The sequence below is a fragment of the Candidatus Poribacteria bacterium genome, assembly GCA_021295755.1.
GTDB lineage: Bacteria > Poribacteria > WGA-4E > WGA-4E > PCPOR2b > PCPOR2b.
Map to the genome: position 1 here is coordinate 1 of JAGWBT010000036.1, position 24,992 is coordinate 24,992.

Sequence of the window (24,992 nt, forward strand, 5' to 3'; positions counted from 1 at the left end):
CTGCATTCTGATCTGCAAAAAATCCGACAGCATACCCGCCTTTAAGCGCACGAAGAGTTTCTCTCACTGCTTGCCTCCGGATGATTAACTTTAGGCTCAGGCGCTCTCGATATTGAGAGACAAGCGCGTTGAGGTGTCTGTTTTTGAGCGGAAACGCAATTGCCTTTGCTCGATCCGGGATAAGTGCTCCATAGACAAGGGCGAGAAGTTCCCAATTCCCAAAATGGGGCAGAAACACAATGGCACCCTTGCCCTGATTCAATGCACCTATCAGGTGCTCTTTTCCCTCAACGGTCACTTCCTGCCAGATGTTCTCGAAGGTTAATTTGGGGAAACGGAGAAATTCGATTGCGGTTTTCCCCATCTGTTTAAAACTTTCGCGACAAATTTGTGCACGCTCATCAGCGGACATCTCATTGCCGAACGCAATTTGCAGATTTTCTAGAGCGATCCGACGGCGCTTCTTTAGGGCAAGATAGAGAAAGCAGCCCAGACCGCTCCCCAGCATCAGGGCATACCCCTTGGGAAGCCATCGGATGATTATGGCCAATATGCGAATGATAAAAGTAGTAAACCAGTCGATAATCAAAACCCCTACGCATTAGATTTTATGAAAGTGCATCAATTTTCTTCGCCAATTCAAAATCTAATGCGCTAATTCCTCCGGCGTCGTGTGTTGCGAGATCAACTGTCACGCGATTATAGACGTTAAACCATTCGGGGTGATGATTCATTGATTCTGCAATCAGGGCAACGCTCGCCATAAAACCGAAGGCTTCTACAAACGAGTCGAACTGAAATCCAACCCGATATTCCCTCTAGTTGAGCGCTGATTTCTATATCGGTTAGTTTTGTGGCTGCCATCTTAGAATCTCCTTAAAAACTGAGTTATTTTAATGCCTATATCCCGATGGCATTGTATTGAGATTGCCGAGCAAAGTCAAGTTAAAATTCCACAGATTTCTGTTGTTGACAGAAGATCGTAGTTGATGTATTATATGTTGATGCGTCATATATCAAGGTTTTGGACGCTAGGGCGTGTTGACATTTTGCAGAGTTGTAGTGAACAACGATCGTTGTTCACTACGAAAACCCTTACCACAACACAGTTCCAAACCACCGGGATAATTGTCAGTCTCCTGCACTTGTGTAGGTCAAGATTCATATCTCGACAACGCACTGTCGATTTTGGAAAATCGACCTACAATAGGGCAACCACGAGGGTTGCCCCTACAACAAAGCGGCTTGTGCCTACCCACCGAAGATTCTCGGAGCAGAGATGAATTAATTTCTTAAATGTCAACAGAACCTAAACGTTTGATATACAGTTGACTGATACCGGGCTATAATTCGTTGGGAAATTGTCCAACAACTGGATGAAAAAATGGCTGAATTGCATTTTGATTTCCGAGATATTTTCCGAGCCGGACGTTACGGTTTCGATGTAAAGAAGATTTTAGTTCATCTTTTCGGGCTGGTCCTCGGTTATCTCATATATGAAATATTGGTATATGCAAGTTTGTTCATCGCAGGCGGTAGTGCGGTCAAACAATTTTGGGATACCTACGCACTCCTGCCCGTTTGTCCTCTTGTCGATTATACTTTTGAGGCCATTACAATTGGTGCGATGTGGCTCGGCACATTCATCCTGTTCGTACTCTTTTTCTTAACGAGCACGATGGTCTCGAAAATCACAATAGAGCAACTGCGGGGCGACTATTTCTTTTCTATGAAGGCGTCTTGGGGCTTCGTCCGGAAACATTGGAAATCGGTTTTCGGGACGCTTGTCGGTTTAGTTGTGATTCTGGTAATTCTAGCATTAATACCCACTTTCGTCGGTTTGCTGGGCAAGATTCCAACGGTGGGGCGGGTTATCCTGATGTTTGCATCGGTCTTGACCCCTTTTGCCTTCTTTCTCGGATTGCTAATAGCTTATCTCCTTGTTGGTTTGGGGATAAGTCTGTTTTTCGCGCCCTCTGTGGTTGCTGCCGCGGAGGCGGATGCTTTTGAAACGGCGTATCAGCACCTCGCGATGATTTGGAATCAACCGTGGCGGGTACTTATCTACGAAGTTCTTCTGTTTGGCGTGAAGGTGATTTGCCTCCCGATTTGGATAATCTTTTGCTTGACTGGGTTTGCATTAGCGATGCTGCCAACCCACTTTCTGATCCCTACGGATATGCAGCATATTATGTGGCAAGCGGATCGGTGGCTTGGTGGCTCAATTGCTAAACTTGCTGCGTTACCATACATGGAGCATTTCAAAGTATTTGATATTGGCTCCGAACTCACCAATTCGCCAATTACACTGAATATCGCCGCGATTTTTATGACGTTGTCTCTGCTATTTATCGCGGGTTTGGTTATTGCTTACCTCTTTTCGATTGCTTCGGCGGGTAATACCCTCATCTATACGCTACTGAGAAGACGGGTTGACGGGGAGAACTTATTAGAAGTTGAGGATGAGGACGATATGTCTAATCCAATTTCAGTCTCACAAGCAGCGGGAACTGACTCTCTAGATTCCCCTTAGCAAATTAACTCGCGAGCCGCCCTTGCTATATGAACTTCCTTGGATTTCAGTATAAAAACTGGATAGATCAGACTGTCACGAAAAAATGGGGTGCTGAAATAGCCATGAGAGCACACCATATCATCGAAAAAGGATTCGATTGTAAGATCACTGACAAAAGAAAAAAGTAGAGGTTAAGACGCATCAACTGAAAGTTGAAGAAACGCGTCAACTCTCTCAATTACTTGAATTTCCATCTGCGGAAAATATCTACCACATCAGTCTAGTGCTGAGTTGGCTTGCCAATGAACAAAGAGCGATAGAAGAGCAACTTAAACGGTTGGGGCAGATTCGCGATTTAATGGATGCCTTGCTTTCTCAAACCGAAAGTCAATTCGGTGCTGAAAAAACTTAGTGAAGGAAAACTTTAGCAATCCCAAGTATTTATGCTTGGGTCAAACTCCGTTTTTTTATTGCAAAATGTTGTAAAATATGTTGTAATTGGCTTGTCTTTCAGTGAGAGGCTCCACCGCTCGAATGAAAGGACAATCCTAATGCCTACAAATAATTATCGAACTTATATCATCAACACCAGTAAACGAACTGAGCAATTAGACACTATTACTCAATTGGCGGGGCGCATCTATTCCAAGACGGTATCTCTTATTCACAAGGTCAAGGACAACAAGGATTTCTGGCTGTCTCAAGGGGGTGCTAAGAAATACCTCAAGTTCATGGAGTATCCCTGTCATGCTCATAGTGTACAAGCCATAATTGATGACTATTATGGCGCGCTCAAGTCCTTTTTCCAACGCCAAAAAAAGACCCCAAAGCCCGTCCCCCATATAAGGCAAGGAAATATCACACATTTATATGGCGAGCGAGTGGTATATCTGCTAAGGGAAATGCGCTCTACCTGTCTATGGGGAAGGACCGTGTCCCTATCATTATTGAAGTAGAACCTCATTATGCCCAAGTACCAGCAACAGTTAAGATAGTCTATGACCGGCACACACAGACCTACAAGTTTCATGCCACGTATGCTGTGAGTGTTGATGAGGAACAGGATAGTGGTAACGTGGTATCTGTAGACATGGGGGAAATTCACCCAATCGTTTCCTTTGATGGCAAGGATGCCACAATTTACAATGGACGTTCTCACCGCTCTATAGTCCAATACCGAAACAAATTCCTTGCACGGATTAACCAGAAACTCTCACGTTGCACACGAGGGAGTAGACGATGGAAGCAGCTTAAGGCAACAAAAAAGAGGGTGCTCGCCAAACTTGCACGGCAGCTCAAAGATTGTCGTCATAAAATCACATCAAGATTCGTTTCCACTTCCAACAAAGAAGAAGTGCAAACTATTGTGTTAGGAGACTTGACGGATATCCGTCAATCTATTAACTATAGTAAGAAGTCTAACCAGAAATTGCATCAATGGTCCTTCAGTGAGATTGCTTCACAGATTCAGTATAAAGCTAAGCAAATAGGAATCAAGGTCAAAACTGAATCTGAGAAGTATACTTCCCAAACCTGTCCTTCCTGTGGGCATCGAAAGAAACCTTCAGGGCGGACATACAAGTGCTCTGAGTGTGATTGGGAAGGACACCGTGACATTGTAGGCGCAAGCAATATCTGGACAAAGTATCAGGGTTGGCTATTCAACCCTGTAGTCGGGGCAATGGCGTCCCCCGCGGGAGTCAGGTTTAACTGGCATCTGTGTCGCTTGGACTCGTGGTCGCCGTTCATGGGACTCATGTCTAAGAAATCCCGATAGAATCGGGGTAAGAATCCCAATGCTTTAGCTTTGGGAGTACGTCAAATGTAACTAAATTGTGTGTTCAACGTCAAACGATAAGTAGGATCAGATAATTCTGAAAATTTGTAAACTGTAAAGGGTGATGATGTTTCATGCTTCAAAAAGTTTTGACTAAGGTTTTTGGCAGTAAACAGGACCGGGATATGAAGTCGCTCCAACCGATTGTGGATAAAATCAATCAGTTGGAACCGGAGATGCAACGTTTATCCGATGCTGCCCTCCAATCAAAGACACCGCACTTTCGGGAGAGATTGGATGCCGGTGAATCCCTCGATTCTCTTTTACCTGAAGCGTTCGCCGCTGTGCGTGAAGCAGGGGTACGGACCTTGAGCCAACGCCACTATGATGTTCAGCTCATGGGCGGGATTGTGTTTCATCAAGGCAAAATCGCCGAAATGAAAACAGGCGAGGGAAAGACGCTAACCTCGACGCTCGCCGTTTATCTGAACGCTTTGGCGGGTAAGGGTGTCCACGTTGTGACTGTCAATGATTATCTCGCCAAGCGTGATGCGGAATGGATGGGAAAGATTTACACCTTCCTTGGATTGAGTGTGGGTTTAACATACAGTGGATTGCCCCATAATTTGAAGGCACTGGGATATAAATCTGACATTACTTACGGTGTACACAGTGAATTCGGCTTCGATTATCTATGGGACAATAAAGGGCAGACGCTTGAGGAAAAGGTACAGCGTGGTCATCATTACGCCATCGTTGATGAAGTCGATAGCATCCTGATTGATGAAGCGCGGACCCCGCTGATTATCGTATAAAAAGATAGACGCTGCGGTGCGACGATTGCAAAGTGAAAGACATTATGAACGTGACGAAAAAAGTAGCAAACGCGGCACTGTCGCCCTCACTGAGGAGGGTGTGGAAGAAATCGAACGCCTTCTAGGGGTAGAAGATCTCTACGGTCACGAAAGCATGAATTTGGTACATCACGTCAATCAGGCACTGATTGCACATACCCTTTACAAACGTGACGTGGACTATGTCGTGCAGGGTGGCGAGGTCATCATTGTCGATGAGTTTACCGGACGACTACAGGAGGGTAGGCGGTTTAACGAAGGTCTCCATCAAGCCCTCGAAGCCAAAGAGCGTGTACAGATTAAGCAGGAAAACCAAACCGGTGCGTCAATTACCTATCAAAATTATTTCCGGATGTACGAGAAGTTGGCGGGCATGACCGGTACAGCGGAGACGGAAGCAGCTGAATTTGCACATGTCTACGGCTTGGATGTCGTTGTTGTCCCTACGAACGAGCCGATGATTCGTATAGATCACCCGGACGTTATCTATAAGACAGAAGATGCAAAATACCGGGCAGTCCTCGAAGATATTATAGAGCAGCATGAGCAGGGACGCCCTGTGCTTGTTGGCACCATTTCAATCGAAAACTCTGAAAAATTGAGTCAGATGCTCCGCAAAAAACGGCGTGATATCAAACACCAGGTGTTGAATGCTAAAGAACACGCCCGTGAAGCAACGATCATTGCCCAAGCGGGTGTCCCCGGCAACGTAACGATTGCAACGAATATGGCGGGGCGTGGTGTGGACATCCTGCTCGGCGGAAATCCGGAGGGTCTGGCGAGGGAGATCCTACTGAAGAAGAAAGTAGATCCATCTACCATTGACGAAGGTTCCGCAGAATGGAAGGAAGCACTTGCTGAAGCAGAAGCTATTTGCGCCCCAAATCGGGAACAGGTGTTAAAGGCAGGCGGATTGCATATCGTTGCGACGGAACGGCATGAAGCGCGGCGGATTGATAACCAATTGCGTGGGCGCTCTGGGCGTCAAGGCGATCCGGGATCGTCTCGCTTCTACCTCTCACTTGAAGATGACTTGATGCGGAAGTTCGGATCTGAGCGCTTATCTGGTATCATGGATCGGTTGGGCATGGAAGAAGATATACCGATCGAACACAAAGCGGTGACCAACGCGATTGAAAAAGCGCAGAAGCGAGTTGAGCAGGTTTTCTTCGAGATGCGAAAGAATCGGCTTAAGTTTGACGACGTGATGAATTCGCAACGTCAAAGCATCTACAGTTTGCGCGATAGCATTTTGGAAGGGAACGACCTCAAAGAGACTATTTGGGAGATGATCGAAAATGTACTAGACGATTACCTTGAGGAAAATCTGCCGGAACATATCAATGACGCGAAATTGTCTAGTGTTCACCCGGAATTCCAAAATCAGTTGGACAGTAGCGAACCGATCTCGGCGGATTCGTTGCAGGAACTTAGAGCCAATGGACTTGCTCTGTCTGAAAATGTATCCGTTTCGACCCCTAAAAAGGGCAGCGAGTGGTTGGTCTCCGATGACTCCGACGATGAGGATCAAAGCACATATGTTATCAGGAAAGAAGGGGACCAGCTAAACGTTTACGACGGTGCCATTGAAGGTTTCAAGACTTGGCTGACGAATATTTTCACGATTGATGCAACAGATTTGCAACAACCGTTGAACATGGATCAATCCGAACTACGGGAATATCTGCTCAAATCGTTGCGCGAGCGTTACGAACAGCGTGAAGCTGAAATGGGTTCAGATTTGATGCGTACGCTTGAACGGTTGATTCTGCTTGACCGCATTGATCACCACTGGAAAGATCATCTGTATAATATTGATTACATCGAAGAGGGAATTTATCTGCGTGGTTACGCTGGTAAAGATCCGATTGTTGTCTTCAAAAATGAAGCCTTCAGCGTCTTTGAAGCGATGCATCGACGGATTGAAGAGGAGGTCAGTGAATATATCTTCAAAGCACGCATTGAAACCACAACTCTGCAGAGCGATCGACCTCGGCGAGCTCCCCGTCGTAGAGAAGCCGTGAACACCCACGGGCCCCTCGCAGGAACGCTCGATGAGCAATCAGCGAGTGACACTGCTGAATTTGCTTCCCGTCAGGCGGCTGGTGGACTCCCGAAGGTAGGACGCAACGCTCCATGTCCCTGCGGAAGTGGTAAAAAATATAAAAAGTGTCACGGTAAGTAGAAGGTCAAGAATCGGTAAACACTCCAACGAAGGGGCACACAATTATGGGGGATTCCCTTGAGTTCACCGGCACAAGAGATTAGTAGCGAATTACTTGAGATCCTCGCATGCCCGGCTTGTAAGGGCGATATTGAGTATAATCAGGAAAATCAGCAGTTGATTTGCATCGGTCAATGCAAGCGGCGTTACCCAATCCGCGATGGGATTCCAGTCATGCTAATTAGCGAAGCGGAGATGCCGGCAGATGAAACATAATGTTTGGTCAATTACATATAGGACTTACGCACTTCAGAGTTTTGACCTGTCAGGGACCTGACAAATCCCTAACATTTGGCAAGGTTATGGTGACAGTTCAGTGAAAAACGGTTCATAAATAGTGCGTATTTGGCAGGTCAGCCAGCCGTATAGACGCACCTTCTCTTGTGTAGTAAAAATCTACAAACGCCCTGAAGCTAGGCCCCATCGGGATTCAGAGAGATATCCGCCAATGATGAACCCCCGATGGGAGGGTAAAATTTTTTCTGGGACCTGACAGGGCCCTGCCAAATTGCCGAATCGTGCCGATGGGGCATTGAAATAGAGGTGTAGGTTCCTATGAATCGGGACTAGCGGAAGGGGTTAGCTTTGAGCGTTCAACTGCGTAAGTCGAAATTTCCAACCTTGCTGACAAGACCCCTTCCCTTTAGGGAGGGGATGTAGTCAGTCAAAAGTCAATGCAAGTCTAAACAATTTTACTTTCAGATATTGGTTGGTGGTAGTTTGAGTCCACAGAGACGAGCAAGCAGGGTAAAATCTCTTGCTACCAGTCCCACAGACAATGGGGTGAACTTCAATCAATCCCTCTGGAATCATAGAGTATCCTCACAAGGGGCAGCAGCTAACTGCTACATTCTACCTTGTTTGGACGGGCAAGGCAGCCAAAAAGCGGGGCAGGGGGTTGTCTCATGAAGGAGCGGACGTAAGTCGTTGCTGTTTACGCAATCCGGGTTGATAGCACAATTCGACAGCTTGAACGGATGGGAATTCCCACCCTTCAGGGTGTGGGAGTACGTCAACAGATAACTTATGACTCGTCGAAAAAAACTGATTATCATTTTGATTGTTGTTATTGGAGTGTTGTTCTTCTTATTGGTTGCTCGGACCTTGGTGCAAAGTGGGTCAATTGGAGACAAGGTTGCGATCATCGATATCAATGGGGTCATTTCGCGCACACAAACAACCATTGATCAGATCCATCAGTATCGTGATGACCAGACGATTAAGGCAATCGTCGTGCGTATTAACTCGCCCGGCGGGAGTGTTGCCCCTGTCCAAGAAATCCATAGCGAATTAAAAAAATTGGAAAAACCGATTGTCGCCTCGATGGGTAGCACCGCCGCATCCGGCGGTTATTATATCGCCGCTATGGCTGATGAAATTCTTGCAAATCCCGGCACCTTAACAGGTAGCATCGGGGTAATCATGCAGTTTACAAAGATAAAGGGACTTTACGAAAAGATTGGGTTAGAACAACAGGTTGTTAAGAGCGGTAGATTTAAGGATACAGGTTCACCGGTGCGTGATTTGACGGACGAAGAACGTGAACTCCTGCAAGCAACGCTCGATGATGTTCACAACCAGTTCATTGATGCTGTCTTTGAAGGGCGGCAGGAACATTTGACCCGAGAGGAGATTGTTGCACTCGCAGATGGGCGAATCTTTTCAGGTCAGCAAGCGCTGGAACATAAGCTGGTAGATCAACTTGGTAACCTGTCCGATGCGATTGACCGTGCGGGAGAACTTAGTGGTATTGAAGGGAAACCGAAAGTGGTTCGCACAAAGCGTAAAACCTCTATGCTTGAGCGGATATTAGGCACGACCGGGAAAGAGAATTTAGATAGATTGCTTGACAATGCCGGTGTCACTTTCCGGTATGAACTGCATATCCATTGACATACTCCCCGCCCTAAATGACGCGGTTTTAGAACGGAATATTCTGATAAAGTTGTTGTGAGATTAATACTCAATAGCCGTATAAAGTAAATGGCCGATCGTTACCAACTGAACCGTGATTGGGAAAACCTTGCTCGCAAGGTAGTACAACCTCAACAGATTGTACTAGTTATTGGTGCAACGGATGTCGGCAAATCAACATTCTGCCGGTTTCTCATTGAACGGGGTGTGACGAGTGGACTAAGGGTTGGCTTCGTTGATGCAGATGTGGGGCAATCACAGATTGGCCCGCCGACCACGATTGGGTTGAAAGTCGTTGCGCCAAACGATTCGATGGAACGCCTTGAAGAGATTGACACCGAACCTGATGCGCTTTACTTTGTAGGCTGGGCCTCACCAGAACGGCACCTGCTGCAATGTGTGGCAGGGACACGTCTGATGGTTGATGCTGCCTTGAAAACCGGGGCAGATTTCATTGTGGTCGATACCACAGGCTATATAGAAGGGGATACCGCGGTTGTTCTCAAGCAGCATAAAATCGAGTTGGTTAAGCCGACACACCTGATTTGCCTTCATCGGTCACGCGAGTTGGAGGCGATTGTTGTCCCTTTTGAGAGTAACGATACAATACAGACGCATCGTCTTTCGCTGCATAGGAGCGTTAGATCTAAAAGTGATGACTTTCGTAGGAAGTACCGTGAGTCGAGCTTCGCACGCTACTTTTCAGACTGCATGCAGGAGATGCTGCCCTTCGCTCAGATTCGTGGGCAAAGAACCCCATTCTTCAATGGGCGGCAGGCGAACCCCAAAGAACAAGAAATGCTTTCCGATTTTGTCGATGATCGCGTTTTTTATGCAGAATGGGGACACCGATCGTTGGTATTGGTCACGCTAGATGCACTGCCGAATCTAATCCAAGCACGGTTGAAAAATCATCTAAGTTTGAAGAATTTGGTCACTGAAACTCCCCAATACTTTGAAGGTTGTTTGGTCGGGTTACTTGACGCAGCCGGCACAACAATTTCAATTGGAATAATCGATGCTGTGGATTTCAATACCAAACAGTTGGAAATACGCTGCAAGGTGGGAACCGCAGCCAAGACAAAAACCGTCCAGTTTGGACGGTATAGAATGTGACGCACGATGTGGGATCAGACCTATCTCCTTTCCGAACTCCCTCCGGCAGCAGAAGCACTCGATCTTGTGCAAGGAGCAACTGTCTTGGACCTCTGCTGCGGTCAGGGACGGCACGGACAACTCTTGGCGGACAGCGGCATGAAGGTTGTCGGCTTAGATAGCTCCCGTTTTCTTTTAGCGCAAGCGCAGAAAAATAGATCTTCAAGTCAGAGCCAAGTATACCTCGTTGAGGGCGATACACGCCATATCCCCTTAAAGCCAGTCTGTGACGCAGTCATTAATCTCTTTACCAGCTTCGGTTTTTTTGAAGATAACGATAATAAAAGGGTTATTACAGCGGTTGCGGCAGCTCTTAAGCCGAGCGGGAAATTTTTGCTGGAGCATTGGAATCCCTATGCAGTGTTTCAATTGGATCAAACGCGCAACTGGTGGTGGATGTCTGAATCGCTGCTAGCACTTGCGGAGGTCGAATACGATTCAACATCTGGACGGCTCTCCGACCATCGAACGGTGATAGACCTCTCCACCGGTGCAGTTCAGGAATCGGTCAATCGTATTCGATTCTATTTCCCGACGGAATTAGAAAAGATGTTAGCATCGGCGGGCTTGAAAGTGCGCGCGATGTACGGCGACTTTGACTCTAGCCCGTTTCTGACGGAGTCGAGACGGCTCATAACGATTGCGGAAAACGCAAAGTATTTATCGCCGCACCTCGGTTCAATTATATTAGCAGTCGTTTGTGCGCTCCTGATTGCCTTCTGTGAAGCCGGCTATATTCATATTTTGGCGGATACAATTGATGCACTCAAGCTGATTGAAACTCGACGCTTTGAAGATGGAGCCATTCAGATCCAGTATTTCCATTTTGAGGGAACATTTGATGGACTCGAAATTACTATTACAAACGCGAGCGATGCTTTCAGACTTATCGGTTGGATCCTGGCAGGCATACTCACACTTGTCGTGGTAAAAGGAGGATTTACTTATTGTAACGATTACTTGATGGCGCGCGTTGGGTATCAACTGATTACCCGAGTGCGAAACGAGTTATACGAAAGAATTCTTTTCGCACCTTTGGGAGTACTGAAAGCGCATCGGACAGGGGATTTGATGGCCCGCGTCACAGATGATGTCCGGACATGGCAATATGCGGTGGGATCTACGGCAAACACCATTCGTGCAGCTGTCTGTATCCCTGTCTTTATCTCGGTCATGCTGTTCCGAAGTGTCCAGATGACGTTACTTGCGCTGCTCGTTTTTCCATTGCTGGCCCATCTGATTAACCGGTTTGGACAACGGATCCGCAGCACTAGCTCGGAAATCCAACAACAGACTGCGGACATTTCTTCGCAGCTGAAGGAGACGCTCTTCGGGCTTAAAATTATCAAGAGTTTTACCGCGGAGGAGGTAGAACGTAACCGCTTCGTCAAAACAAACAAGGGGCAATACCGCGTTGCCATGCGCCGTGTACGACTCACAGTGATGTTACCTCCACTTGTGGAATTTATTAGTGCAATCGGGATTGCAACCGTTTTTGGACTTGGCTGCTGGCAGGTTGTTCAGGGTAAGCTTACAACCGGTTGGTTTATCGGTTACATTGGGCTGGTCAGCTTGATGTTTAAGCCGATCAGAACTATTGGACTCTTCAACAATGTGCTACAGCAGAGTCTGGCTTCTGCTAAAAGAATTTTCTACGTTCTTGACTTTGAAAAAGAGGCATACAAGCGTGAAAACCAATTGAAACTGCCATCGGTTCGTGGCGAGGTAGAATTTCGGGATGTCTCCTTCGGATATGAGCATGAGCCGGTCCTCCAGCACATTAGTTTTTGTGCTAGACCGGGCGAAGTTGTCGCGTTGGTTGGTCGGAGTGGGAGCGGAAAAACAACGTTACTCAATCTGCTGTCGCGGTTTTACGAGGTAGATTCCGGAGAGATTCTGATTGACGGGATTCCTACTTCCGCAGTGGCATTAGAAGACCTCAGACGCCATATCGCGATTGTTCCACAAGATACTATCCTATTCGATGGAACGGTAATGGAGAACATTATCTATGGCGCATCGTCAGCGACACAAGAGGGGGCAATTCAAGCCGCAAAGCAAGCAAATGCGCACGACTTCATTATTCAAATGCCCAAAGGATATAAAACACAGATTGGCGAATCTGGAGCCAAGTTATCTACTGGTCAGCAGCAACGCCTCTCAATTGCGCGGGCAATTTTGAAGGGGCCCCCTATCCTTGTGCTTGATGAAGCCACTTCAGCACTTGACAGTCAATCGGAGGTGCTTGTTCAAACCTCTCTTGAAAATTTAATGAAAGGCAGAACAACCTTCGTTATCGCCCATCGGCTTTCGACCGTTGTTCATGCGGATAAGATTCTTGTCCTGAATGGTGGGAAGATTGTTGAAAGCGGTACACACCAAGAGTTATTAAAAAATGGAGGACTATATCAGAAGTTGTGTCAGATGCAGTTTCGAGGCTAAACCGTGTCTTTTGCCTGAATTGAGATCGCCTCGATGCAGCAGCTTTAAAGATTCTTGTAAATTATTTGTAAACTGAATCGGGTATAAAAACGTCTCAATGTTGATCAAATAAATCTTGTGTTAATATTTAGGGGTTGACATCAGTGTTGGAAGTTGTGATAGTATATACCCCTTTGGGAGAATTTTCGGCGTTTAATCCCAAATTGATTCTTGAAATGCCTTTTTCGTAACTGCCCCTTCGAGGTCTGAAGATTTGTATACAGCTTCTGAAAGATCTACTTCGTATAAATAGGCACCCTTGAGGTTAGCTCCAAACAGAATGGCGCCTTTCATCACAGTTTCACCGAAAATTGCATCTTCGAGATCGGCATTTTCAAAGCTGGTTAGGCTGCCAAACGCATCCGAAACGACCCAATCTGGTGCCCCAATTGTAGCCTTGCGTAAATTTGCGCCTCGAAAATTTGTGCCAGCAAGCACCGCACCACTGAGAAACGCGCCTCCAAGGTCCGCGTCTTCAAAGTTAGCGTTGGTTAAATTTGCCCCAACGAGGAAAACGCCTTTCATTATTGCGCCTTTAAAGTTAGCATTGGAAAGATTTGCGGCGTTGAAGTTTGCTTCTGTTAAATCAGTGGAAGCCCCCGACAGATCAATATCCGTCAAGTCTTCTCCAATAAATGATTCACCCCGTTGAAGGCGTTTGAGAACATCGGTTTTGGTAAGTTGATTCATAGTGACCTCCGAGTCGATAAATAATTATGTAGGTCGTTGAATAGAATTATGTTAAGATTTCATGCCCATGGCATCGGCAGCTTGAGTGGAGAGCTAAGAAAATTTCTCATGTTGCACGGCTGAACAGTAGTAGATTGGTACGATTATCGACGATTAACTTAATTTTTTCTGATACTTATTATAACATATCACGTTTCATACATCATGTTCATTGTATAAATGTGACTAATAAATAGTAGGAGATTTATGGATTTTTTGTATATTTTTGACCTTTTTAAAGTTCGACAGAGTTTAGTAGAATGGAGATGAACAAGAAATGAGTAAAGAACGTAAATTCACACATAGTGGAACTGACGATGATCAAGCGGTTGAGTTGGAGTTTGAAGATAACGATGAATTCCTGTCAGTACCCACCGATAGAACAAATGAAGTTAATGATGAAGAAGACAGTATGACGGAAGATACAACAGAGGATAGTCTGATTTCTTCTTTTCGACGACGTAGCGATGTTGGTGATGGTAACCGAGATGAAGCGTTTTCTTATCTGCAAGAGATTGCTCGTACTCCCTTGCTTACTCCTGAAGAAGAGGTTAAACTGTTTCAGAAGTTTGAAGAGGGAAAGCAGAAGGTAACAGCGTTATTGGATCAGCTGCCGCTCTGTATTTTAGAGAGAGTACGTCCAAAAACCGGGCGACGACGCGGTGCCAAACAGAAGGAAACGAACGGAATTTGGTGGAGTCCAATGCACGTTGCAACGCTTTTGGAACAAATTCAAAAGGAAATTAAGGTTTACCAAAAGCACGTTAGGGCGGATGTTACAATGACACCAGACGATCAAGCTGAAGAGTGCGAACGTCTTGATACGCTGCAGGACGACTTGCACGACGCTGTTGAAATCATCCAGAAAGCGAAGCGGAAAATTGTTGAGGCAAACCTATTGCTCGTTGCAAGCATTGCCAAACAACATAATTTCAACAAATCATCACTTTCCTTCCTCGACCTGATGCAGGAGGGAAGTGTTGGCTTGATGAAGGCTGTGGAGAAATTTGATCTCGCAAGAGGGTATCGCTTCAGTACTTACGCAACATTAGATCAGCAGAGCCAGACAATTCGTATCCCTTGTTACGTTGGGGAAACCCGGCGATCTATCAAGCAGGCACAGAGCAAGCTCGCTAGGGATCTCGAACGTGAGCCGGGCATCAAAGACGTCGCTGAAGCGGTAGGGATGCCCGAAAACCGTGTCATCGAAATTCTTCAAAGTACGAAGGGGACAATTTCGCTAGATTCGCCATTGAGTGAATCTTCACCCGACGCAACGATTTCTGACCTACTGGCTGATGATTCGCAGGTGACTCCTGAGGAAGAATTGCTTTCTAATTCAGAGAAAGAGTCGCTTGAAATGGTCCTCGGCACATTAGCGGGTCGTGAAACGCTTGTAATCAAGATGCGCTACGGTTTGACTGATGGTACGGAGTACACTCTCGCTGAGATTGGACGGCAACTTAACATTAGCCGAGAAAGGGTACGCCAAATTGAAGACGAAGCCCTTCGTAAGTTGCGCCATCATACGCGAGTGCAGTATCTACAAGAGCTTCTCTAACCTTCCGAAGGTGCTTCACCTTTGGAAGGTCCTTCCTGAAACACAGCATTTGCATGCCTGAAATAGAAGGAAAATCTTTCACACTTTTCCTTCTATTCCATTTTCTCCAATTTTCAATCGGCAAATTCAAACATAAACCGGTGTACTTGAGTAACAATGGAGTATCTGTTTTACAAGAGTTGGGTTGCCAGCGAACAGACCCGTAGGCTGCTTAACTCTTTTTTTATTGTAACTTATGATCTGACCTGCCTTATCCCACAAGACACCGCCGGCTTCACACAGAATGAGATCGCCGGCGCAGAAATCCCACTCGTTTTTAGGCCGTACAGTAACATAAAGATCGCCGGCGCCCGCCGCGAGCCTTGCCAGTTTATAGGTGACACTACCAATATACTGAATTTCTGCGACAAGCGGAATCAGCCCCGCTAATAGGCCTTTTCGGTGCTCCGTTTGGCTAACAAGCATTGATGCTTGCTTGAGGCATCGACATGATGAGGAATAAATCGGCGTTCCGTTGCAGAATGCACCGCCGCCGGCATAAGCATAAAAGAGTTCTGCTGTAGCGGGATTGTGCAATACACCAATGACCGGAGTTCCCTCAACTACGAGGGCAATCGAAATCGCAAATTCAGGGGTGCCTGCGATGAATTCCTCTGTACCGTCAATGGGATCGACAACCCACACGCGGGATTTTGCCAATCGATCCGGAGAATCCTCCGTCTCTTCAGAGAGCCAGCCATCGTCAGGGAAAGTATGGTAGATGATTTCTCGAATCCGCTGATTTGTCATCAGGTCAGCGGTGGTAACGGGGTTATTGGGACTCTTTTCGCGAACGTTGTAGCTGCCCTGATAATACCCCATCGCGATTTCGCCCGCTTCTTTGGCTGCCTGTATGGCAATTTCGAGTTCCTTCTGCAACGCACTCTCCTCTATTTACCAATTTACGCCATTATCTTGACTGCAGCCAGCCGGTGGTAAAGTCCTCGACACTGAAATCGGTAGGCATCTCATTGAAGTGATACCGCGACGGACGGTTCTCATATCCGGGGGCGGTGTCTTCAACAAGCGACTGGATGCGGGCATCAACCGGTTTGAACCGGTCCCACAAGGTTCGCGCTTCTTCAAAAGAGAATCGATCTGCAAGAGGTAGCCCCCATTGGAGCGTTATCGGATGTGATCGAATCGTCGAGTCACGGGTCTCCTGCGGTAGATTTTTAAAATTGGGGTGTTTACAATCATACACGCGTTTGGCAATCTTGCTCAGGTATACTGTCGAGAGCATTTTGCCCTTCTCGCCCCTGCCCGGATGGAGTTTTTCGAGACTCGCGTGGTAGGCGGCAGCATCTTTTTTGATGGCGGCTCGAAGTATTGATTCGGTGTGCGCTATCATCTGATCACTGCACTGTATCCAACGGTCAAATGTCTCTTGGGCAGGTGTTGACAGATGTTTCATGTAACTCTGATTTTCATACTGAGTAAAGGTTGAAAAGCCGCCGTGAATCGTGCGCCGCATTTTGGTACTATAGTTACTACCCCAATGCAAAATCGGCAGAATATAAGCCACACCATCACCCGCATTGAGGTGCGTCTGAACGCCACCGGGAAAAGGACTATGGCGATTTGTCCCTAACAGTTCATTTTCTAGCTCTGTGTTGAGACGCGCGTGGCTACCGGGTATCACCCACAGCACGTCATCGTCGTAAAGGCAGAGATTCCACTGCACATATCTGGGACCTGCCTCGACAATATCGTCCACATAACCTTGCAACGGTGCACCGTAAGGGGGATATAAATCACGGTGCCAATGGGCGGGACCCCGATCTCGAACCGGATTACACATCAACATCATCTCTGTGACCGCCGCATCTGACACCCCCAACAACTCGCTGCTGGCGCCCTGTGTGTTTTCATGAAGCCAGATCTCCACAGCACTGGCAGTATCTTTATCTATCAAGTCTGCAAGCGGACTTCGGTGCAGGAGCAGCCGTGGTTGAGCAGAGGTCTCCCACACGCCGCCGGGCGAGTCGTCTGGCTCGCGTTCCTGTGCCCAGATTACTTTTTGCCGTTCAACCAGAATCTCGTAGCTTGCGCGCAGCGCATCTAGCTCATCTGCCGGAACAACGTTGCGTAGAACAACATACCCCTCCTCAAGGAATCGATTACGATCTATTTTCATGACACTATTTCCTTTCGCTGCGGCTTGTGTGGCGTAATTTATTGCAGACTTCAAAAAACCACGAGCAATTGATATGCTCGCGCGGATCGTCAATTAGATTATCTATACAGTCAACGGGATTTACTTGTGTACCCACGGTTTTATCCATTCCTCTTTGATTTCCATACCGAATCCCGGCGCGTCCGAAGGAACCAAGCAGCCATCCTTCGGCATCGCCATGCCGGGGATGGGACACACTTCGGAGAGCGGAACACCGGGGTCTGTGCCAAGCCAGTATTCTGCCATCGGTGACTCGGGCAGCGCTAGAGCGAAATGCTGACCGAAAGGTGTATTGCCACCGCCATGAGGAATTGTTACAATGCCTGCTGCTTCAGCGATGGTATATACCTTGACCGCCTCGGAAAGCCCGCCACACCACTTCAGATCGGGTTGTACGACGTCCACGCACCGGTGCTCGACGAGTTGTCGAAACGCATGTCGTCCGTGGTGGTCTTCGCCGGTGGCAATCGGCATCCATGGCACCGATTTCTTTAACTCAACGTGACCCTCAAGGTCTGTCGGAATCAAAGGCTCCTCCAGCCAACGCATCCGGCAAGGGCGCAGCCGTTCAGCGATCTGTACGGCAAATTCCACGTTATATGACATGACCGCGTTGAGCATCAGTTCGGCGTCGGGACCGATCGTTTCTCTGGCCGTTGCAAGTTTCTTCTCGACTAGATTCAATCCCTCAATGCCCATTTCGTAATGTGCAGGGTTTGTTACTTTGAAAGCCTTGAAACCGAGTTCCATGCTCCAGTCTAAGTCATCGCCCGTAGCATAGAGTTTAATTTTGTCTCGGCACGGTCCGCCGAGCAACCGAAACACCGGCAAATCCAGCAATTTGCCTTTGAGGTCCCATAACGCTAGATCTATGCTGCTCTGCGCCACCGCAGCATGGCCCGCTGCACCAAGTCGCTGCATTGAGCGCCACATCAGATCGTTGAGAAATTCGGTGGCAAGGCAATCCCGACCTTCTAACAGTGGTGCAAAGACACGGTCAATCAAGACCGCCACAGGATCACCAAAGCTGCAGGACCCCAGCCCCCATGTTCCATCTTCGGCGGTGACCTGCACCCACACCTGTCCTCCGCCCATGCCGGGCATTTGGCCAGGCAATCGGGAGAACTCTGGATATTTGTTGATGGGCAACGCACGTGGTGCACTCTTATTCCACGTCGGACGACGTGGTTTGGTTTTTGGTGGGGTCTGTGGGATATTTATGTTGACGGCGCGAATTTCTTTAATTTTCATGATAAACCTCTAAACAACATATCAGTGGGATGGTAAGGAACAAAGATCGTTGAACCCTACTCTCAGCAGCGATGTTAGGTGAGTTTCTCGTTCCACGTTTCGGGGCGGACAGGTTTGCTTGTCTGTGCCGATTCGTGCAGCGCGACTATTGTTGCGACATTCTTCCAACTATCTGTCAACGAGATGATGGGCTCGGCACCGTTCAGAACGCTCTCGACCATCGAATCAATTTCGCACTGATAGGCGTTCATATTCTCGTACGTTTTTGTATTGGTCGTGTGACCTTCTATGTTATCACTAAAGGTTGATGTCTCTTCGGCATCACCGCTTCGGGTAACTTGCACATTAGCCGAAGCACCAATGTGATTAGCCCATGGTATATCCGCATAGATTCTTCCTTCGGTGCCAAGAAAGTCTGCTTCAATATGAGCGAATGATTGAAAACTGGAAAAGAATTGAACGAGTGTACCGGCGGGGAATTGCATCTGCGCCGATAAACTCATATCAACGCCGGTATCGCCGCTGACTTGATAGGCGCTGACCTCAACCGGTTCTGCTTGTAGCACCGTCCGCGCAAAACTCACGCAATAGCTACCTAAGTCCCACAGTGATCCGCCACCCATATTTGCCTCCAGTCGGATATCCCCCGGATTTTCAAGAGTGAAGGCAAAAACGCCCCGGATTAGACGGATGTCGCCGATGGCTCTTTTGGCGACCAACTCGCGGAGATACTGGGTCTGCGGATGGAAGCGCATCATCGCGGCTTCTTGTATGATGACACCGTTTCTGTCAGCTGCCTGTGCCATCTGAGCCACCTCTTCGGTCGTTATGGCAATCGGTTTTTCGCACAGGATCTGCTTTCCTGCCTCTGCGCACTTGATAGCCCACTCGGTGTGCAGATGGTTGGGTAAAGAGAGGTAAATCACGTTAATTGCTGGATCGGCAAGCATCTGCTCATACGTGTCGTAGGCGCGGGGAATGTCCCACTGTTTGGCATAAGTCTGCGCTCTTTCTTTACTACGACTTGCCACAGCTACGAGCTCACTCCGTCCCGAACTACGGATGGCGGGGATTACTCGCTCATTGATTCGAGCGGTGCTTAACAATCCCCAATATGCCTTCTTCTCTGCCATAAGCCACTCCTTGTTGATTCGCCCCCGATAAGATTGGGATTCAAAGCAACCCGTAATTCAGCTATTAAAGTAAATCGGCTTAGTCCTCGACCACATGCCGATTCATCGCTTGGATTTCTGGTGGCATCCGGTCGCGCACACTTCTCTTCATCAAATACCACCCTCCGGCGGCCGGATCCATCCAAGAAGCGTGAAATCCGCTTGACACGCCTATGCGGTGCTTGTCTGTAGTGACGTTCGCGCCTCCACGATGCCAGATGGCTCCGTGAAAAATAACGATAGAACCTGCGGGACCCTCGGCGGTTACTAGATGGTCGTAGTCAACTCCGGATCGCGGGGTTCGGCGCGAATGATGGCTGAAAGGCATTACCTGCGTGGCACCGTTTTCGAGTGTAAAATCGGTCAACATCCAAATGCAGTTGACGAGAAAGCAGGCGTCCGGTATAGTCAGGCCGGATTGGGGAAACCAGCCGATTGGTACATCTGCATGGAGATTTTGTGCCTCCGCCCCCGGCTTAATCCATCGCGCACCGACCTCTGCCATCTGGAATCCGGGTCCCAGCATGTGTGCTGCCAACTCCAAGTACACCGGGTGGGTAACGAGCGGGATGAACGTATCCTGGTCGTCGTAATTAAACACGCCACGCAGGTTCTGATTCGGCATGTCCCTATCGGGCTGCTGACGCATGATGTCCATCAGGCGGTCTGTCATGCGGGCTGCTTGATTGGTCGGAATCAGATTATGTATGATGACGAAGCCGTATTCCTCTAGCTCGACTTTCAATTTGTCAATGTCCATGCGCTTCTCCTCCAGTTTCGTTTCACCGTCCGCGACATCTTTCATACAATACTCTAGACGAGTGTATCATATAGCCACAATCGGGGTCAATTCTTTTCTCTTGACGCCAATCATGCGTCTTCGCTACAATGTCCCACGAACTTGTATAGGTCGAAGAGGACACACGCATCGCCCCCAAAAAGGAGAATTTAGCCATGAATCAATCACAACAAGGGAAAGCAAAAATGCACGTGGGCGTTCAAGGTATAGGAACGTCAAAACCAGAATTACAATTTCTTGTCCGGCATGGTGTGACGCACATGGATGCCTCTGTCGAAAACACAGAGACTGAAACGCTAATTCGACACAAAGAAGAAGCTGCCTCCGAAGGCGTTAGCCTTGATATGATTCATATCAATCTCCCGAGGAGTATCACTCTTGCTCAAGACCCACAGCGAGATCGAGACCTCGACACGGTATGTCAAGATATCGAAAATGCGGGCAAAGCCGGGCTCCGTGGACTGAACTATAACTTTTGCATTGTTCAGCATCAACGGACGGAGAGCACACCCGGACGAGGTGGAACAACGTACAGTACCTTCGATATGTCAAAATTTAACAATGAAGCGCTGACCGAAGCGGGTCGGGTGAGTCGCGACGAAGCGTTTGAACGGGCTGCCTATTTTCTAGAACGCGTCATTCCGGTGGCAGAGGCAAACAGTGTGCAGATGGCGTGCCACCTCAACGATCCGCCAGCACCCGTTTTGAAGGGGGTCGAACGGTGGAATTACCCGGTCTTTGAGGGGTTAAAACGTTTTGTTGAGTTGGTAGATAGTCCCTACCACGGATTCAACTTCTGCTGTGGAACCGCTTCGGAAGGGTTAGAAAATCCCGGCGAAGAACTGTACGAGATCGTGCGGTACTTCGGGGAGAGAGGGAAGTTGTTCAATATCCATTTCCGTAATATCCGCGGCGGACTGCACAACTTTCAGGAGGTTTGGCCCGACGAAGGTGATGTAGATATGTACAAAGTGGCACAAGTGCTTGCAGATGTAGGATATCCTTATATGCTGATGCCTGACCATGCACCACATCATCCGGATGATGTCTCCCCGCCGGGGGTTTCGGGGCGGGTACGGCAAGCGTGGGCATTCCAGTTCGGTTATATCATTGCGCTCCTCCAAGCGGTGAATGCTGCAGCATCATAGATAGTAATCGCAGGTGCGTAGCTTTCTTCCCTAATCAGAGTTGGGATGACAGCGATTTGCTTCTACGAACCACACAAACTGGTGCGATTTTTGGGTATCAATTCGCAAATATTTGGTGGATAAAAACACGGAATGAATCGATGCAGAAACGAAAAATCTATGTGCCTATATCCCGACTCAATAGGAGCGTGAGAGTAGTTAGCCGGTCCATAGGTTGAGGAGAATAAACTCATCGCCCCAAAAAGGAGAATTTAGCCATGAATCAAGCACAACAAGGGAAAGCGAAAATGCACGTGGGTGTTCAAGGTGTAGGGACATCAAAACCAGAATTGCAATTTCTCGTCCGACACGGTGTGACACACATGGATGCCCCTGTCAAGAACACAGAGGTCGACACGCTGCTTCGACACAAGGAAGAAGCCGCAGCCGAAGGCGTTGGCCTTGATATGATTCATATCGGAATACCGCAGAGTATCACCCTCGCTCAAGACCCACAGCGTGACCGAGACCTCGATACGGTTTGCCAAGATATTGAAAACGCAGGTAAAGCTGGACTCCGTGGGCTGAATTATAACTTCCATACGGTTCACTACCCAATCTATCGGACGGAGAGTACACCCGGACGAGGCGGAACGACATACAGCACTTTCGATATGTCAAAGTTTGACAATGAAACGTTGACCGAACTTGGACAGGTAAGCCGTGACGAAGTGTTTGAACGGATGGCTTATTTTCTGGAGCGGGTGATTCCGGTGGCAGAGGCGAACAATGTGCAGATGGCTTGTCATTTCAATGACCCGCCAGCACCGGTTTTGAAGGGCATCGAAGGGTGGAATTACCCAGTCTTTGAAGGATTGAAGCGTTTTGTTGAGTTGGCAGATAGTCCCTACCACGGATTCAACTTCTGTTGTGGAACTGCTTCGGAAGGGTTAGAAAATCCCGGCGAAGAACTGTACGAGATCGTGCGGTACTTCGGGGCACGGGGGAAGTTGTTTAACATCCATTTCCGTAACATTCGCGGTAGATTGCACAACTTTCAGGAGGTTTGGCCCGATGAAGGGGCTGTGGACATGTACAAAGTCGCGCAGGTGCTTCGAGACGTAGGATACTCTTACATGCTGATGCCTGATCATGCACCACATCATCCGGATGATGTCTCCCCGCCGGGGGTTTCGGGGCGGGTACGGCAGGCGTGGGCGTTCCAGTTCGGTTATATCACTGCGCTCATCCAAGCAGTGAATGCTGCAGCATAACAGATGGAGCAATCAGAACATCGGTACTCGGAAGGAGAACTAAATGCCCTAGAGTTGAATTGATTTTCGTTGACGACCAATACCCATTCTGATACCATTATGGTAGTTTTGGTTCATTGCAACTTTACGACACACGAAAGGAGATTTGGGATGTACAGAATTGTTGTTTTGGGTTTAACAGCGCTCTTAACGCTCTCATTGGTAACTATAACAAACGCAGAAATGTCTGAAAAAGCCAAGATGGGGCGGGAACTCTTCAGCGATCCGTCTTTTGGTGGAACACTTGACCCTGCCAAAGCCAGTGGTCTCTCCTGCTCAGATTGCCACGCAGATTTTGACGAAGCAGCAACCCCCGATGGGCGGATACGCGCGGGACACAGCATCGTTGGCGTGCCTCACCGTGGCACGGCAAAAGGTGGCATGATTACAGCGGATATCTTTGAACGGGCTGCCGGCGGCGGGGGCTTCTGCTATCAGCATTTTTTGCAAAAGATTCCCTCTGATAAAGTTGATCCAACTGCAATTCCTGAGGAGCAAGCTGCAGCTTTGATGGCTTATTTCGCGCATGTCTCTGGAGATAGCAAGGGACCGCAGTTTCAGATCACAATGCTAGATAAAGCCGCTGCGAGCGCAGCTGCCGATCAGATTATGGAGATGGAAGGCGACGCACAAAGAGGCTGGAAATTGTATGGTCAGGCATGCAACGTATGCCATCCAACCGCTAAAAAGGCGGGTATCGGTTCTCAACTCGTCAAAAGGAGACCACCGCGAGACTTAGAGAAACGGAAACACCAGATCGCTGCTTACGTCCGCAAGGGTGGTTTTATTATGCCCTTCTTTTCCGAGGATCGGTTGTCAGATCAGGCTATCGCTGACATCGTCGCATTTATAGCTAAATTAGTTGAGGAAAGTAAATAGGGGCGTGCCCTCACACGACAGGCGAGAAACCTATTTGATGGCGTGAGTGATAGAATACTAGCTTCCTTTACTGTGATTTTTTGGGCGGGTAATTGGCAGGTGGTTTGTTCTGAGATTATGAAGACCTTGAGGACTTCATAAATTGCTGAAACAGGCTTTGAGTTTCGGTATTAATGTCCTCTTCATCTGTCTCCTCAGTTGGTGAATCTGATTGCGATGTAGCCGCTTCTTGCAGGTGTGAATTGCTTGATTGGGTGGGTGTTGTTTGTGACTCACTGCTTTCCCCCAGTTGGTTGTTTTCAACTGATAACTGCTGGATCTGTTTTTCTTGTGTTTCCAATTGCGCTCCGTATTCGCGTAAGATTCTTTGTGCCGCATGAAGTTCCCGTTGCAATGTATCAACGTGATTTTCTAAGCTAGTCACTGCATCAACAAGTACTTGAGGAACTCGCGCCTTCTGCTCTTGTGAAAGCGTTGCTGTCAGAGGTCGGCCACGATTAATCGGAGGGGAGACGCCAAGCGAGTTGATCTCGTATAATCCTGATCTTAATCCCTTATGCTTAAAGTAAGAGATTTTTACGGTAATCTGTTGTCCAAGTTGTAACTGCGAAAGACGTTGACGAATGTTTCGGATCACCGAGTCGTTGTGTCCGACAGCTCCTCTGCCACTATGACGGTTTAATTGACGAAGGTAGTTTGTCATAACCTTTACCTCCGCAATTGTTCGCGTAATTGGATTGGTTGTTAGAACCTCATCTGTCTCTGAGTCCGGATGAACAATTGACATAGGAACATCTCTGCTGTCCGCTTGCATCTCCATCGTCCATTCCGTATCTGTTATTTTCTTGCAAGAAGCGAGAAAGTGATATTGTGTTGCCATCTTTCCCTTTCCAATCGCTATTTTGATTTCGGAAAGAAGTTAGTTATTCTGGCAGAGACCACGTAAAATTATACAACCCCACGCCGGGCGCCAACCAACCTCAGTAACAGGGTGTAATGTGCAAAGCGTAAACTGACGTAGACCAT

General features: G+C 47.9%; 18 protein-coding genes and 2 pseudogenes. 11 read left to right on the forward strand and 9 right to left on the reverse strand.

Going from position 1 to position 24,992, the window contains the following annotated elements; genetic code table 11:
• The coding region (locus J4G02_07010) for a hypothetical protein (protein ID MCE2394326.1) at positions 1-550 on the reverse strand (550 nt) is incomplete at its 3' end.
• Positions 551-608: 58 nt separating this feature from the next.
• Positions 609-864, reverse strand: a pseudogene (locus J4G02_07015) (4a-hydroxytetrahydrobiopterin dehydratase).
• 520 nt (positions 865-1,384) lie between these two features.
• Between J4G02_07015 and J4G02_07020 the strand changes: the two are divergent.
• The 7 genes and pseudogenes from J4G02_07020 (at position 1,385) to J4G02_07050 (ending at position 12,881) form a co-directional block, all read left to right on the forward strand.
• On the forward strand, positions 1,385-2,533 hold the full coding sequence (locus J4G02_07020; protein MCE2394327.1) for a hypothetical protein: 1,149 nt from the start codon (positions 1,385-1,387) through the stop codon (positions 2,531-2,533).
• A 901-nt stretch (positions 2,534-3,434) separates the two neighbouring features.
• Positions 3,435-4,292: a transposase gene (locus tag J4G02_07025; protein ID MCE2394328.1), complete on the forward strand. Its 858-nt coding sequence runs from the start codon at positions 3,435-3,437 to the stop codon at positions 4,290-4,292.
• Between the two features lie 134 nt (positions 4,293-4,426).
• Positions 4,427-7,331, forward strand: a pseudogene (gene secA, locus J4G02_07030) (preprotein translocase subunit SecA).
• Between the two features lie 78 nt (positions 7,332-7,409).
• Positions 7,410-7,586, forward strand: coding sequence for a Trm112 family protein (locus J4G02_07035; GenBank protein ID MCE2394329.1), 177 nt, complete (start codon positions 7,410-7,412; stop codon positions 7,584-7,586).
• A gap of 810 nt (positions 7,587-8,396) precedes the next feature.
• Positions 8,397-9,263 carry a signal peptide peptidase SppA gene (gene sppA / locus J4G02_07040; protein MCE2394330.1) on the forward strand — a complete coding sequence of 289 codons (867 nt, stop codon included), beginning with the start codon at positions 8,397-8,399 and terminating at the stop codon, positions 9,261-9,263.
• A gap of 90 nt (positions 9,264-9,353) precedes the next feature.
• Positions 9,354-10,400, forward strand: coding sequence for a hypothetical protein (locus J4G02_07045; protein MCE2394331.1), 1,047 nt, complete (start codon positions 9,354-9,356; stop codon positions 10,398-10,400).
• A gap of 6 nt (positions 10,401-10,406) precedes the next feature.
• Positions 10,407-12,881 (forward strand): ATP-binding cassette domain-containing protein, encoded by a 2,475-nt coding sequence (locus J4G02_07050; GenBank protein MCE2394332.1) that lies wholly within the window; start codon positions 10,407-10,409, stop codon positions 12,879-12,881.
• 192 nt (positions 12,882-13,073) lie between these two features.
• On the opposite strand, the gene J4G02_07055 is transcribed toward J4G02_07050, so the two are convergent.
• Positions 13,074-13,610 (reverse strand): pentapeptide repeat-containing protein, encoded by a 537-nt coding sequence (locus J4G02_07055; GenBank protein ID MCE2394333.1) that lies wholly within the window; start codon positions 13,608-13,610, stop codon positions 13,074-13,076.
• 316 nt (positions 13,611-13,926) lie between these two features.
• Between J4G02_07055 and J4G02_07060 the strand changes: the two genes are divergently transcribed.
• Entirely contained in the window at positions 13,927-15,210 is a 1,284-nt protein-coding gene (locus J4G02_07060) for a sigma-70 family RNA polymerase sigma factor (protein MCE2394334.1), read from the forward strand.
• Positions 15,211-15,336: 126 nt separating this feature from the next.
• On the opposite strand, the gene J4G02_07065 is transcribed toward J4G02_07060, so the two are convergent.
• From J4G02_07065 to J4G02_07085, 5 genes are all read right to left on the reverse strand, one after another.
• A complete protein-coding gene (locus tag J4G02_07065; protein ID MCE2394335.1) occupies positions 15,337-16,128 on the reverse strand; it encodes a 3'(2'),5'-bisphosphate nucleotidase CysQ in 792 nt (263 codons plus the stop codon).
• A gap of 31 nt (positions 16,129-16,159) precedes the next feature.
• Positions 16,160-17,386, reverse strand: a complete 1,227-nt coding sequence (locus tag J4G02_07070; protein ID MCE2394336.1) for a phytanoyl-CoA dioxygenase family protein — start codon at positions 17,384-17,386, stop codon at positions 16,160-16,162.
• Between the two features lie 120 nt (positions 17,387-17,506).
• Positions 17,507-18,676 carry a hypothetical protein gene (locus tag J4G02_07075; GenBank protein MCE2394337.1) on the reverse strand — a complete coding sequence of 390 codons (1,170 nt, stop codon included), beginning with the start codon at positions 18,674-18,676 and terminating at the stop codon, positions 17,507-17,509.
• Positions 18,677-18,750: 74 nt separating this feature from the next.
• On the reverse strand, positions 18,751-19,809 hold the full coding sequence (locus tag J4G02_07080) for a Gfo/Idh/MocA family oxidoreductase (GenBank protein MCE2394338.1): 1,059 nt from the start codon (positions 19,807-19,809) through the stop codon (positions 18,751-18,753).
• Between the two features lie 79 nt (positions 19,810-19,888).
• Positions 19,889-20,653 (reverse strand): phytanoyl-CoA dioxygenase family protein, encoded by a 765-nt coding sequence (locus J4G02_07085; protein MCE2394339.1) that lies wholly within the window; start codon positions 20,651-20,653, stop codon positions 19,889-19,891.
• Between the two features lie 149 nt (positions 20,654-20,802).
• Here J4G02_07085 and J4G02_07090 point away from each other — a divergent pair, with 149 nt between their 5' ends.
• The 3 genes from J4G02_07090 to J4G02_07100 all read left to right on the forward strand — a co-directional run bounded on the left by J4G02_07090 (position 20,803) and on the right by J4G02_07100 (position 23,966).
• Positions 20,803-21,795: a mannonate dehydratase gene (locus J4G02_07090; protein MCE2394340.1), complete on the forward strand. Its 993-nt coding sequence runs from the start codon at positions 20,803-20,805 to the stop codon at positions 21,793-21,795.
• A 257-nt stretch (positions 21,796-22,052) separates the two neighbouring features.
• On the forward strand, positions 22,053-23,048 hold the full coding sequence (locus J4G02_07095) for a mannonate dehydratase (GenBank protein ID MCE2394341.1): 996 nt from the start codon (positions 22,053-22,055) through the stop codon (positions 23,046-23,048).
• A gap of 150 nt (positions 23,049-23,198) precedes the next feature.
• Complete coding sequence (locus tag J4G02_07100) at positions 23,199-23,966, forward strand: c-type cytochrome (protein ID MCE2394342.1); 768 nt, start codon at positions 23,199-23,201, stop codon at positions 23,964-23,966.
• Positions 23,967-24,081: 115 nt separating this feature from the next.
• Here the strand turns inward: J4G02_07100 and J4G02_07105 are convergent, their stop codons facing one another.
• Entirely contained in the window at positions 24,082-24,846 is a 765-nt protein-coding gene (locus J4G02_07105; protein ID MCE2394343.1) for a hypothetical protein, read from the reverse strand.
• Positions 24,847-24,992 lie beyond the last annotated feature (146 nt).

Bases quoted from the DNA above. Each gene is read 5' to 3' on its own strand.
- J4G02_07085 (MCE2394339.1), bottom strand. From the start codon at position 20,653: ATGAAAGATGTCGCGGACGGTGAAACGAAACTGGAGGAGAAGCGCATG.
- J4G02_07080 (MCE2394338.1), bottom strand. From the start codon at position 19,809: ATGGCAGAGAAGAAGGCATATTGGGGATTGTTAAGCACCGCTCGAATC.
- J4G02_07055 (MCE2394333.1), bottom strand. From the start codon at position 13,610: ATGAATCAACTTACCAAAACCGATGTTCTCAAACGCCTTCAACGGGGT.
- J4G02_07105 (MCE2394343.1), bottom strand. From the start codon at position 24,846: ATGGCAACACAATATCACTTTCTCGCTTCTTGCAAGAAAATAACAGAT.
- J4G02_07095 (MCE2394341.1), top strand. From the start codon at position 22,053: ATGAATCAAGCACAACAAGGGAAAGCGAAAATGCACGTGGGTGTTCAA.
- J4G02_07100 (MCE2394342.1), top strand. From the start codon at position 23,199: ATGTACAGAATTGTTGTTTTGGGTTTAACAGCGCTCTTAACGCTCTCA.
- J4G02_07045 (MCE2394331.1), top strand. From the start codon at position 9,354: ATGGCCGATCGTTACCAACTGAACCGTGATTGGGAAAACCTTGCTCGC.
- J4G02_07020 (MCE2394327.1), top strand. From the start codon at position 1,385: ATGGCTGAATTGCATTTTGATTTCCGAGATATTTTCCGAGCCGGACGT.
- J4G02_07070 (MCE2394336.1), bottom strand. From the start codon at position 17,386: ATGAAAATAGATCGTAATCGATTCCTTGAGGAGGGGTATGTTGTTCTA.
- J4G02_07090 (MCE2394340.1), top strand. From the start codon at position 20,803: ATGAATCAATCACAACAAGGGAAAGCAAAAATGCACGTGGGCGTTCAA.
- J4G02_07025 (MCE2394328.1), top strand. From the start codon at position 3,435: ATGGGGAAGGACCGTGTCCCTATCATTATTGAAGTAGAACCTCATTAT.
- J4G02_07075 (MCE2394337.1), bottom strand. From the start codon at position 18,676: ATGAAAATTAAAGAAATTCGCGCCGTCAACATAAATATCCCACAGACC.
- J4G02_07050 (MCE2394332.1), top strand. From the start codon at position 10,407: ATGTGGGATCAGACCTATCTCCTTTCCGAACTCCCTCCGGCAGCAGAA.
- J4G02_07060 (MCE2394334.1), top strand. From the start codon at position 13,927: ATGAGTAAAGAACGTAAATTCACACATAGTGGAACTGACGATGATCAA.
- sppA (MCE2394330.1), top strand. From the start codon at position 8,397: ATGACTCGTCGAAAAAAACTGATTATCATTTTGATTGTTGTTATTGGA.